The following is an 11,934-nucleotide window of genomic DNA, read 5'->3' as shown; positions in this document are numbered from 1 at the left end:
GACTTACGCTCATAGTCCCAGAAACCTGGTTTTTGAGAGAATCTGTGGATCAGGGCGAAGTATTTTCGTCAAAAAACCCGGTTTCTTTGGTTCGGTGCGTAAGTCCTGATTCAATACCGTTTAACGGGAATTAAACCAAAAATCCGATGAGGCAGAATCGGCACTCTGAAATTGAAAAGGAATTAAGTAAATCCACCTAATTAAAGATAAGATCGGGATGGCTAAAAAGCTGACTGTATAAACATTCTTCCTTCTCTCCTAGATAACTAAATTTTTATTCCTTCTCTCCTAAATAACTAAATTTTTATTCCTTCTTCCTTCTCTCCTAGATAACTAAATCCTTCTTCCTTCTTCCTTCTTCCTTCTTCCTTCTACTTAAAGCTTACTCAAAAATTGCTAAAATTGCCGCCGTCATCGCCAGAAAAAAAATCCCAGCAACTCCCGCTAAAGGTTGCGCCTTTATCCCCGTAATCCATTCCGGCACGCGACCAGTATAGGCAACGATCTTAGCCGTATCAAGACTAGCGATTACCCAAATCCAACCAGCATGAAGTCCGATCGCTAAGCCTAAATTCCCACCATCACAAATACGCGCAAAAGTCAAGACCATTCCCATCAGCCACAATCCCGGTAATTGGGTAAAAGTTTCTTGTACTTCCCAAAGTAAATGAGCGGCGGCGAAAATTAAACTCGCGATCGCACCCGCCATAAATATAGAATAATCTTGCTGAAGTAGATTTTGTAAAAAGCCTCTAAAAATTAGCTCTTCCGTCCCGCTAATCCACAATCCTAATAATAGAGTCAAAAGTAAAGAAGGCTGAAAAATAGATAATATCGGATGAATTATTTTTTCCTCGCCGCTTTGCCAGCTAATCCAGCCTAAAGCCCGTTGAATGGCAAATAAAGTGGCGATACTCAGCACTCCTAAGCTGACACCCAGGCCCAAAGAAATCAAAATTCGGGGTGGGGCGACTAATCCCAAATCGGCAAAAGACCAGCCTTCAACCCAAATTCCACCCCTGATAATTAGTGGCACAATCAGGTAGAGGGAAGCGAGTAAAGGTAATTTTTTATTTTCCAAAGGTTGGGGCGGATGCCAATTCAGGGCGATCGCACTGGGAATAGCGATTGGCAACCACAAACCAACCCAAGCCACGAAAAAAGCCATTACCTTAACAATTGCTGGCATTGATAGCAACAAAAGCCGCAGGCTGTTTATTTGGTCAGCAATTCCCATAAATTATCTCGCTTCAGAAATAGACTGCCTTTTAAATCCAGATTAGGGTAGTGGCAGAAAGGGGCAAGAAATTGGAATAAGCCCCAGCGCGATCGCCTCCAGTCAACTCAAAAGTCTCCCCTTCCCGATTTATAACAACCTTCTTGGCAGTTAGGACGTTTTGATTTCCTGCCCCACCATAGATGGTTCCCTTCTTCCCTTCTTCCCCTAGCCCCTATTCCCTAGCTATATCTCACTTGCTAAAATCGCAGACCCATTTCTACCACCTTTGTATTACTCCTCAGAATTTTCTTCCTCTTCCTCTTCCTCTACTTCCTCCGAGTCGTCATCATTTTGACCTCGACTCTTAACAGCATCCAACTGTATCAAGTGAATGTGTTTGTAGCCCAGCTTGATTTCAAACTCGTCTCCCGGTTTTAATCCCATCGATTCAGTGTAAGTCGAACCAATAACGATTTGACCGTTTTTGTGAACGCTGACATGATAAGTGGCTTCTCGGCCGCGCCCGTCTTTTATATTTTCTGGACTTAAGGGAATTCCCCTAGCCGCCAAAACCGCGTCGTAAAAATCCGTCATGTTAACGCGGGTCGAGTCGTTTTTTGTCGTCGAGTAATATCCGCACAGCTTTGCGGTTTCTCGCCGAGGCAAGTGGGATAGTTCTTTTACTTTTTGAAGGAGAGCCCTTCCTATGAGTGGAGATGTTGCAGTTTCAGTCATGGTCTTACGAAATATCCTTCAATCCTGATGATTGCTTAATAGACTTTTATGCTGATTGAGAGCAATATCAAAAATATATACTCAAACTTATCAGTTTTAGCAAAAATCTTTTTTTACTTCCCAGTTTGCCTATTTGGGTAAGATAAATCTGTCGCAGTTCCCTAATCCTTTAAATTTACGTGGCGCTGGAGTTGCTTGAGGGAATGGTAGATTTCAGGTAAGCGGCTATAAATAGCTGCGGCTTTGAGAAATAATTTGTGGGGAATTGCTGGAATGCCGGTCACTATAGACCCTGCGGGGACATCGCTATGAATTCCAGCTTTAGCAGTGGCGATCGCACCATCTCCTATTTTTGCTTGATTAGCAATTCCCACTTGACCCGCTAACAGCACATTATTACCAACTTTAACCCCACCAGCCATGCCAACTTGGGCAGCTATTGCCGTATTTTGCCCTACTTGGCAGCCGTGACCTATATGTACTAAATTGTCAAGTTTTGTATTGCTGCCAATCCGGGTTTCTCCCACAGCGGGACGGTCAATTGTACTATTACAACCAACTTCAACACCATCTTCTAAGACAGTACAGCCAGATTGTTCCATTTTGAACCAACCAGTCGGCGTGGGTACAAAACCAAAGCCTTCAGAACCGATCGCTGCACCGGAGTGAATTACGCAATCTGCCCCAATCTTAGTACGTTCGTGGATAGTGCAATTAGCGTGTAAAACTGTGCGATCGCCTATTTGCACTGCTGGATAAATGACCGCATTGGGATGAATGCAAACTCCATTGCCAATTTTCACTCCTGCTTCAATAGCAACGTGAGGCCCAATGTACACATCTGTGCCAATTTCCGCAGTTGGGTGTACGATCGCCGTAGGATGAATTTCGGCACTGGGTCGAAATGGTTGATAAAAAAGAGCGATCGCTTCCGCAAACAATAACCTGGGATCTGCTGTCGCCATCCAAGCAATTCCTCGCTGGGTAGATGCTGCTTGAAGGGTTTCATCCATTGGCAAAATCAAAGCGGAAGCACCAGTTTTGGCCACAAAAGCCGCAAATTTACCACCTTCTATATAGCTGAGGGAACCAACCTTTGCCTCATCAACTGCGGCCACACCAGTAATTTCTGGATCGGGATTCTCACCACCGATCGGGCTGTGGCTGGAAACTAAAGTAAGTTTGTGTAACAGTTCGCTAAATTTCATCGCTCAATATTACCATTTAACATAAATTGCCGACTGCCAATATCGCTTGTCTTTAAAAGGTGACTTAGCAGCTTACACTTACAGATATTATTTAAAATTACCACTAAACCTTGCTCAGCAAATATTTCAAAATATTTAACAACTTCCAAAAATTTAGACCAATCGAGAAAAACGAGGCTGTTTAAGTTTCTTAAACAGGACTTACGCATCCTCTACCATTTTCTGTCATTGCGAGTGAAACGTTGGCCAGGACTTACGCAAAACTATCAGTAACGCCGCCATCCTGGCGGTATTATTACCCCAAGATGGCGGCCGTAGTGCGATCGTGCGTAAGTCCTGGTTGACACTCCCACCCCTGAAGAGGCGATGCTTGCGGCGCGGTTAAATTCTGTCATCTAGCTTCAGAATCCCGCCCTTGGGGCGTAGGAGTGTCAAGAGCTAAACACTGCTGTAGCGTTCTTCGGCCCAGGGTTCGCCCCGGTGATGGTAGCCATTACGCTCCCAGAATCCTAATTCTTCTTTGTCCAAAAACTCCAGGCCGTTAATCCATTTAGCGCTTTTCCAGGCGTAAAGGTGAGGTACTACTAGCCGCATGGGCCCACCATGATCGAGGGTTAAGGGTTCCCCAAATACCGTGTGAGCAAAGAAGTTCTCCTCTCGCAGGAAGTCTGCGATCGCAATATTCGTAGTGTAGCCCCCATAGCTGTGTTCCATAATATGGACGGCTGTGGGATCTACTTCTACATAGGTCATAAAGTCTGTCACCTTTACCCCAGTCCACTGTACGTCTAGTTTTGACCAATGGGTGACGCAGTGGAAATCGGCAGTAAAATTACTTTGAGGCATGGCCATTAAGTCTGACCATCTGAAAGTAACTTCTTTTGCCTTTCCCCAGATTTTAAGGTGCCATTCTTCAGTGCTAATGTGAGGAGTATCGCCATAGGTCAACACCGGAAAGCCTTGTGTTAAGTGTTGACCGGGGGGGACGCGATCGCTTTGTTCTGGTTCTGGTTTGTGAAAAAATTTACCCAACATGATAATTTCTCTCTCCCTTGGCGAACAAATATTAACTTAAAATCACCCCATCAGGTAATTCTAACGAAGGATGCTCGAAATGGTTTACAATAGGTAGTTTGGGATATAACAATTTACTCAATGGGTAAAAACTATGATCCTAAGTTCTCTAATTCCCCTGATACTGTTTTTGATTGCTACCGCGATCGCATTAGGGACTGACAAGAAAACCCTTGACGGGATTCCGGGGCCTCTAGCTGCGATCGCAGGCGTACTGTGTTTGATTTGGTTTGTGGCGCTGTCTCCTTGGGCGATCAAAGTCACCCTCGTGATTGCTGTCCTCGCTTTGGGCAAACTATTATTATAAGACTCCATTAAAACTATTAAGTATTAATGGACGATATAAAAAATAGATTGCCTCAAGACAATTAGAAAAAATTCAGAATTCAGAAGTCAGCATTAAGAACAAGAATTCACTTAGTAAAAATAGTTCATGCTAACTTCTGACTTTTGGCTACTGAAAAAGGTCTAAATTTTTCTCCTCTTGGCTTTCCCAAGTCTTAGCTTTCTAAATCGGCAAACGATTAATATCTTTATTCGAGCCAATCACCACCATTGCCGACCCCTTTCTCAGACGCTGCGTTGGCTGAGGATTAATCTCAAACTTATTTGCATAGCTAACGGCGATCAGGTTCAAACCATAATTACGGCGGAGTTCCAAATCAGCAATCGTTTTGCCATCAAACTTTTCAGGAACAAGCATCTCCACAATACTATGATCCGGATCGAGATCGAAGCGCTCTAAAATACTTGGTTTCGTGAGAATTCGCGCCAAAGCACAACCCATTTCTCGTTCGGGAAACACCACATGATCTGCCCCCACTTTCGTTAACAGTTTCAAGTGAGTTTCCGAAGAAGCTTTTGCAACTACATGAGCAACCCCACCTTCCTTAAGATTCAGAGTTGTGGTAATACTTTCTGCTAAGTAATTCCCAATCGCCACAATCACCGTATCAAACTCAAAAATCCCAGCTTCTTTCAGAGCAGTAGGGTCAGTTGAGTCTAATTCCACAGCATGAGCCGCTATTTGATCGCTCAAAATCTGCGTTACTTTCTTTTCATCTGTATCAACACCTAGCACTTCATAGCCTAAGCCGTGCAGTGTCTCACAAACAGCGCGACCAAAACGGCCTAATCCAATCACAGCAAATTGCTTATTGTCTGTCCGCAAACTGCGGAAAAAGTTTAAAGACGACAGATTCACACTGATATTCAGCGCTTGAACTCTTACTTTTCAGGTTTCAGCAGAGAAAGCGCAGCCTCCTACGAATTTTTGCTAGCTAATACAAAATTGTCTGGGTAAAAACCCAACTTCTAGATTATCAAAAACCAGACTATCCCACCAATAAATTTTCCTCCGGGAATTTGAAATTACAGGGTTTCGGATCTCCCAAAATTGCTCCCATCAGTAGTAACACGCCGACCCTACCAATGTACATCGTCACAATCACAACCAGTTTGCTGAATAAAGAAAGTTTAGCTGTAATCCCCGTCGATAGACCAACAGTAGCAAAAGCTGACACCGCCTCAAACAATGCTGGCATAAATTCTAATTCTGGATTGGCTAACTCAATTAATATTGTAGCTGTCATCACCACTACTAGGGAACCGAACACTACACCAACAGTTTTCAAAATCAATGCTTGAGGGATTTGGCGCTGATAGCACTGTACTTCTTCTTTACCTTCGAGCACAGCTTCAGTACAGCTAAACAATAGCCTAAAAGTTGTGGTTTTAATCCCACCACCCGTACTACCGGGACTAGCACCGATAAACATGAGTAACACTGTCAGAAATAAGGCAGGCTGAGTCATTTTGCCAATATCAATTGTATTAAACCCAGCAGTACGGGGAGTGACCGATTGAAACCAAGCCGCCATCACTTTTTGACCGAAATTGAGAGGGCCGAAAGTGGCAGGATTGTTAAATTCCAGCAAGAAAAAGGCTACGGTTCCAAAAATTAGGAGTGCGATAGTTGTGCTAGTAACCACCTTGAAATTCAGAGGAAAAATAATACAAGCATGACTTTTTGAGAGGCGATCGCGCGTCCACAGGTACATTTCCATAATTACCTGATAGCCAATCCCACCAAAGATAATTAAGATACTAATCACAAAATTAACCAATGGCGAGTCTACATAGCCAATCAAATTATCAGAATAGAGACTAAACCCCGCATTATTAAACGCATTGATACTGTGAAATACTGACGACCATAGCCCCCCATAAAACCCAAACTTAGGGACAAATACTAACAGCAGCAAAAAGACTCCCGTCAATTCAAATAAAACCGTTGTTGCCAGAATTGACTGCACCAACTGCACCACGCCCGCCAATCCTGATTTATCCAGAGATTGTTGTAGGGCAATTTTGTCTTTTAAACCAAACTTGCGACCTAATAATAGTAGCAAGAAAGTAGTAGCTGTCATGTAGCCTAAACCACCGACTTGTACCAAGGCAACCAGACAAACTTGCCCCCAAAAAGAATAATATTTTCCCACATCGACAACGGACAAACCAGTGACGCACACAGCAGAGGTTGAAGTAAACAAAGCCGTTACAGGATCGCTCCACGTCCCATCACTGGTTGAAAAAGGCATCGCCAGCAAGATAGCACCTGCGGTAATGACAGCGAGAAAGCCAAGGCAAATAGTTCGCGAGACAGTCATTAGTAGTTACTAATTGATTGTTGGTAATTTGTCAATAGGTTTTAGTCTACACAGATAACAGGGAAGAAATGACAAAATTTAGGAAACAGTAGACAATGGACGATAGAAACCTTTTAATAGCTTACAGCGGTGCGATGACTTCGACACTTTACCAGCAAATCCAGCAATTTTACGACGCTTCCAGCGGTCTGTGGGAACAGGTTTGGGGCGAACATATGCACCACGGCTACTATGGGCTTGAGGGTAATCTAAAAAAAGAACGCCGCCAAGCACAGATTGACTTGATTGAAGAACTCCTGATTTGGGCCTCTGTCTCCTCGGCTGCTGATATCCTCGATGTTGGCTGTGGTATTGGTGGCAGTTCTCTTTATTTAGCAGAAAAGTTTAATGCTGCTGTTACTGGCATTACTTTAAGCCCTGTACAAGCAAATAGAGCGGCGGAACGAGCTCAAGTAGCAGGACTAGAAAATCGCGCTAATTTTCAGGTGGCAGATGCTTTAAATTTGCCTTTTGCTGACAATTCATTTGACTTAGTGTGGTCGCTAGAAAGTGGCGAACATATGCCTAATAAGATTAGATTTTTGCAAGAATGCTATCGCGTGCTTAAGCCTGGTGGAACTTTGATGATGGCTACTTGGTGTCACCGTCCGCTAACAGGAAATTTAGGACAGCTAACAGATAAGGAAAGGAAACAGTTAGCAGAAATTTACCGAGTGTATGCTTTACCTTACGTGATTTCGCTGCCAGAGTACGAAGCAATTGCCCAGAACTTATCTTTCACAAATATTCGGACAGCAGATTGGTCAACAGCCGTCGCACCTTTTTGGGATGTTGTGATTGATTCAACTTTTAACCCCTTGGTTATTATTAATTTGCTGCTTTCCGGTTGGTCAACTATTCAAGGTGCCCTCTCTTTGGGTTTAATGCGCGATGGTTATCAGCAAGGCTTAATTAAATTTGGTTTGCTTGCTGGTAATAAGTAATCATTGTTAGTGGTTAGTTGTTAGTGGTTAATTGTTAGTAGTTAGTTGTTAGTCGAACTTAGCAACTAACAGTTAACCGTTAACAGTTAACAGTTAACAGTTAACCGTTAACCGTTAACAAAAAGTTGAATGATGCTGGGATATACCCAACTTATATTCTAGCTTTTTTAATTTTTAATTTTTAATTTTTAATGGATTTCCGATCGAATCTCCCTCGCTCTAAATCTCTCTCTCCATGATTTTATTTTTTTAGCCGGAAGGCATAGCACAAAGTCCGTATCAAGAATTAGACACTCTAACACGGACACTACTATACTATGCGCTTTTACACTTCCCTCCTCCTCTCAAGCCTGTTATTAATTGGTACAACAGTTCGTAGTCAAAGCTTTGAACCCGTTTCATCTGTATCTTCCGACAGTAAGTCTTTCCAAGAATTATTAACAGCTCAAGCAGATAATCACACAGTTCAAGCAAATAACGATAATAATGTCTCGCCTGAGCGAGGTAGCGGGCGATGAAGCCATAAAAATCTAGAATTTAGCATTAAATAACTGAAATTTGCTGAGTTCTTGTATTAAGCATTTAGGCTTTTCTACTCGCTTGTAGCTTTCGCTACCCTTTAAATTTTTTAGGACTTAGGCAAGAACAACCTATTGTGGCATTACGAGTCAAACCTAGTGCAGGTGTGAGGAATAGATCTTGCTAGAAGTAATCAAAAGTCTTGGTTTTTAGTCGAACTCGTATTTGCGTCCTATTTTTTTAAGCGTGACTCCCAGTTAGTTCCCGGATGGGCTAACTGGGAGTTTGTATTAGTAAGTATAAACTCCGCTCTCAAACCCCGCTATGTACAATTTCCTCCGAGTTACTTTATTTGCGGCTCTACTCGCTGGGGCAATGATTCCTTCCCAAAAACTTGAGAATCGTTCGATTTCTGAGCAACTATTGCAGCCCTCCCAAAAAATGCTTTTAGCTCAAGAAACCAGTACCGGAAGTTGCGGGGATACTCCTACTCAAGGGTGTGGTCGCCGGGACAGTTCAGCTCAAAAAATTTGATTCTCAAATTGATTTTCAAAAGCCTTGGATCTGAAACTATGCCCCCCCACTTCCATAACTAATCCTCCAATCTTTGAGATTGGAGGAAATTTGTTTTTTTGGGGTAAAATCCTCTTCTTTACCACCCAAACTTTACATTTCCGCAGATTCGCCGCCAACAACGACATGACGAATTCGGAGGCTGGGGCCGCCGCAACCAACGGGTAAACCACCTTGTCCACCTTTGCCACAACCGCCGGATTCATCCCAATAAAAGTCATCGCCGATCGCTTCAATGTCGGCTAAAGTTGTAAACACATTCCCAGAAAGCGTAACGTCACGCACGGGTTCGGCTAATTCACCATTGCGGATCATCCAAGCTTCGCCAGCACTGAAGGTGAACATTTCCCCGTTAGTCATGCCACCCAGCCAGTTGCGGGCATAAACTCCTTCTTTAATGTCGGTAAATAACTCTGGTACGGGTGTTTTCCCTGACTCAATCCAGGTATTTGTCATGCGGACTATGGGCGGAAAATGGTAATTTAGACACCTGGCATTACCTGTGACGGCTTCGCCTAATTTGCCGGCAGTTTCGCGGGAATGGAGGCGGCCGACTAATACGCCATCTTTGATTAATTGGGTAGTGGTGGCCGGTGTGCCTTCGTCGTCGTAAAAGTAGCTACCTCGGTGGCCGGGAGGGGCTGCACCGTCAAATATTTGTAATTCGTCGGGGCCAAATTTGCGGCCGAGGGTCATGACTTCCAATATGTCGGGATTTTCGTAGGCCATGTCTGCTTCTGAAAGGTGGCCAAAGGCTTCGTGTACGAATAATCCGCTCAGGATGGGGTCAATGACGACGGTGTAGGTGTTGCCTGTAACGGGGGGTAAGGCTAGGGAGTCTACGGCTCGTTGGGCAGCGCTGCGAACTTGATCGTCTAAATTTGTAAGGTCTTCGTAGGCTTTGCGGGAGCCTGTGGTTTCGCGGCCGGTTTGGACGGTTTCGCCGTTACGGGCGGTGGCGGCGAAGCGCATTTCCATATCGGCCCAGGCTTGTTCGAGGAGGGTGCCTTCGGAGGTAGCGATGATGATGCGTTGGGTGCTGTCGCTGTAACGGACGGAGATGGTAGCGATGTGAGGATCGACGCTGCGGAGGATTTCACCGTAGCGATCGCATAGGCCTTTTTTCTGAGTTAGAGGTACGTGGCGAGGATCTGTGCCTGTAAGGGGAAGGATGCAGGTATCTTGAACGGCGGCGACGGGGGCGAGGGTAGTTTCTTCAGAACCGATGAGTAGGGCGGCCGCGATCGCTTCTTCGATTCTTGCTGCTAGGCCAGAAAGTTGGTTGAAACTGGCAAAGCCCCAGCCACCTTTGTGACAAGCTCTAACTTGTCCGCCGATAGAAATACCTTCGCTGAGGGTTTCGATTTTGTCTCCCCGTAGTAGGATATCGGTTCCTTCGGCTTCTTCTAGTCGTATTGCTAAGTAATCGACTTGGCGCGAGTAGCGTGCCATTAAGTCTGAGAGCAGGTTTTTTGCGTCTGAGAAGGAGGTAGGCATTTTGCGGCGGTTGTTCAACTTTAATTAATTTTATGCTTAATTTTGGCGTGTGAGCGATCGAAGTTCTGAGTTAGAAGTGAAAAATTAAAGATTAACCTGAAGTTTCCCCGAAAGTTGGGGTTTTTGCAGGAAGTGAGGTTTGGCAATGTTATTACGGCTTAAAACTGTGCGAAGTATTGATAAAGAAAGATTGTAAGTATCGGCGATCGCTGAGTGTACCAGTTGGGAAATCGTCTACAGCCAGTCTCTAGTTTTGCCTCTGCCTAACCTACTCTCAAGTTAAACAGTATCAGGATTTCAGCTACATTGCAGAGCCCTTGTTTCCAAAGATTGGGAATGTGGAGGTCTAGATAGTGTCATTTGGGACATACTATTTTGGAGAGATTCTTCATAAAGTAGGACTATAGAAAAAAGGAACTACCCATGAAATCTACACTTTGCTTTCCCGAAACTCCTATTCAGTCTGACTCTGTTTATTATAACGATTCTCTTGATGCCTGTATTGCTAAGGCATGGTTTGATTTAGTAGCGCAAGATGTAGAATCTTTGGGAGGAGATGACTGGCTTTCTCTCTGCGGCGATATTGATGATGGCGAAATTTATCAAGATTGGTTTTTGTGGCAAGATGTCGATGTTACTCAAGAGTGGGAAGCTTATGATGCTTTAACTAATTTTCGATTAGTTGCTGCTGACAAAAAGTCGTTGATTTTGAAAATTGACCAAATAGAAGCCGAGCGCAAAGGAATATCGGAGTTACTAGCTAGTTAAGAGGCAGAAGGCAGTAGGCAGTAGGCAGTAGGCAGTAGGCAGGATGTCGATACTTCTGAATTTAACTCAACAATGCAGATTGTCTCAATAATTTGGAGAATTGGTATTAGCCATTACCAATTACCAATTACCAATTACCAATTACCAATTACCAATTACCAATTACCAATTACCAATTACCAATTACCAATTACCGATTCTCTCGTTCCATCTTCCGCTTTTTTAAAGCCTCAAAATTTTGTTTAATAATAGCAATTGCCTCGCCGTGATTTTGCTCTTGATATAATTCACTCGCCTTGAGTAAATTCGTAACAGCATCATCATCAGAGCGCAAATTGGCAAATGCTAGTCCTCGATTGTGGTAGGCTTCTGCTAAAGTAGAAACAAGTTGAATAGCTTGGTTAAATTGCTCTGCTGCTTGTCGATAATTACCTAATTTGTAAGCATCTATGCCCTGCTGGAAATAAACACCAGCTTTGCTTCCGGCATCTGTGGCTGGAAGTTGAGGTAAACTAGAAATAGGCTCTTTGAAAAGCACAGAAATGCTGCCTTTGCCAAGGTAAGCCCAAGTCATCGCTCCTAATCCAATCCCCAATACGGCTGCAATTACGATACAGAGCGTTATCAAATTGATCTGTTCCATAGCAATAGTTTTAGAGACAGGATTAAGGACGAATAAAATATTTATC

14 protein-coding genes are annotated in these 11,934 nt (G+C 43.7%); 5 read left to right on the top strand and 9 right to left on the bottom strand.

Annotated elements, in window-relative coordinates; genetic code table 11:
- Window positions 1–382: 382 nt before the first annotated feature.
- From PN499_RS29525 to PN499_RS29505, 5 genes are all read right to left on the bottom strand, one after another.
- Window positions 383–1,237 carry a CPBP family intramembrane glutamic endopeptidase gene (locus tag PN499_RS29525; RefSeq protein WP_272037247.1) on the bottom strand — a complete coding sequence of 285 codons (855 nt, stop codon included), beginning with the start codon at window positions 1,235–1,237 and terminating at the stop codon, window positions 383–385.
- Between the two features lie 273 nt (window positions 1,238–1,510).
- Window positions 1,511–1,954 carry an AbrB family transcriptional regulator gene (locus PN499_RS29520; protein ID WP_272037245.1) on the bottom strand — a complete coding sequence of 148 codons (444 nt, stop codon included), beginning with the start codon at window positions 1,952–1,954 and terminating at the stop codon, window positions 1,511–1,513.
- 161 nt (window positions 1,955–2,115) lie between these two features.
- Entirely contained in the window at window positions 2,116–3,162 is a 1,047-nt protein-coding gene (gene lpxD, locus PN499_RS29515; protein WP_272037243.1) for a UDP-3-O-(3-hydroxymyristoyl)glucosamine N-acyltransferase, read from the bottom strand.
- Window positions 3,163–3,428: 266 nt separating this feature from the next.
- Complete coding sequence (locus tag PN499_RS29510; protein WP_272037241.1) at window positions 3,429–3,557, bottom strand: hypothetical protein; 129 nt, start codon at window positions 3,555–3,557, stop codon at window positions 3,429–3,431.
- A 43-nt stretch (window positions 3,558–3,600) separates the two neighbouring features.
- On the bottom strand, window positions 3,601–4,197 hold the full coding sequence (locus PN499_RS29505; RefSeq protein ID WP_272037239.1) for a sulfite oxidase-like oxidoreductase: 597 nt from the start codon (window positions 4,195–4,197) through the stop codon (window positions 3,601–3,603).
- A 133-nt stretch (window positions 4,198–4,330) separates the two neighbouring features.
- Here PN499_RS29505 and PN499_RS29500 point away from each other — a divergent pair, with 133 nt between their 5' ends.
- On the top strand, window positions 4,331–4,543 hold the full coding sequence (locus tag PN499_RS29500; RefSeq protein ID WP_272037238.1) for a hypothetical protein: 213 nt from the start codon (window positions 4,331–4,333) through the stop codon (window positions 4,541–4,543).
- Between the two features lie 201 nt (window positions 4,544–4,744).
- Here PN499_RS29500 and PN499_RS29495 read toward each other — a convergent pair whose 3' ends face one another.
- Together PN499_RS29495 and PN499_RS29490 are read right to left on the bottom strand one after the other, a co-directional pair.
- Complete coding sequence (locus tag PN499_RS29495) at window positions 4,745–5,440, bottom strand: potassium channel family protein (RefSeq protein WP_272037236.1); 696 nt, start codon at window positions 5,438–5,440, stop codon at window positions 4,745–4,747.
- Window positions 5,441–5,570: 130 nt separating this feature from the next.
- Window positions 5,571–6,905 (bottom strand): TrkH family potassium uptake protein, encoded by a 1,335-nt coding sequence (locus PN499_RS29490; protein WP_272037234.1) that lies wholly within the window; start codon window positions 6,903–6,905, stop codon window positions 5,571–5,573.
- A gap of 134 nt (window positions 6,906–7,039) precedes the next feature.
- Between PN499_RS29490 and PN499_RS29485 the strand changes: the two genes are divergently transcribed.
- The 3 genes from PN499_RS29485 (at window position 7,040) to PN499_RS29475 (ending at window position 8,941) form a co-directional block, all read left to right on the top strand.
- The gene (locus tag PN499_RS29485) at window positions 7,040–7,888 is read left to right on the top strand and encodes a methyltransferase domain-containing protein (RefSeq protein WP_272037251.1); all 849 of its coding nucleotides are present in this window, start codon (window positions 7,040–7,042) and stop codon (window positions 7,886–7,888) included.
- 317 nt (window positions 7,889–8,205) lie between these two features.
- Complete coding sequence (gene patX, locus PN499_RS29480; RefSeq protein ID WP_272037232.1) at window positions 8,206–8,406, top strand: heterocyst-inhibiting protein PatX; 201 nt, start codon at window positions 8,206–8,208, stop codon at window positions 8,404–8,406.
- A 325-nt stretch (window positions 8,407–8,731) separates the two neighbouring features.
- On the top strand, window positions 8,732–8,941 hold the full coding sequence (locus PN499_RS29475) for a hypothetical protein (RefSeq protein WP_272037230.1): 210 nt from the start codon (window positions 8,732–8,734) through the stop codon (window positions 8,939–8,941).
- 132 nt (window positions 8,942–9,073) lie between these two features.
- On the opposite strand, the gene PN499_RS29470 is transcribed toward PN499_RS29475, so the two are convergent.
- Window positions 9,074–10,477, bottom strand: a complete 1,404-nt coding sequence (locus tag PN499_RS29470) for a TldD/PmbA family protein (protein WP_272037228.1) — start codon at window positions 10,475–10,477, stop codon at window positions 9,074–9,076.
- Between the two features lie 423 nt (window positions 10,478–10,900).
- Between PN499_RS29470 and PN499_RS29465 the strand changes: the two genes are divergently transcribed.
- Window positions 10,901–11,245: a hypothetical protein gene (locus PN499_RS29465; protein WP_272037226.1), complete on the top strand. Its 345-nt coding sequence runs from the start codon at window positions 10,901–10,903 to the stop codon at window positions 11,243–11,245.
- Between the two features lie 190 nt (window positions 11,246–11,435).
- Here PN499_RS29465 and PN499_RS29460 read toward each other — a convergent pair whose 3' ends face one another.
- Complete coding sequence (locus PN499_RS29460) at window positions 11,436–11,888, bottom strand: tetratricopeptide repeat protein (RefSeq protein WP_272037224.1); 453 nt, start codon at window positions 11,886–11,888, stop codon at window positions 11,436–11,438.
- Between the last annotated feature and the right edge of the window lie 46 nt (window positions 11,889–11,934).

The sequence above is a fragment of the Kamptonema animale CS-326 genome, assembly GCF_028330895.1.
GTDB lineage: Bacteria > Cyanobacteriota > Cyanobacteriia > Cyanobacteriales > Microcoleaceae > Kamptonema > Kamptonema formosum.
The sequence above is the reverse complement of the archived record's forward strand: the minus strand, read 5'-3'. Positions and strand labels throughout refer to the sequence as shown.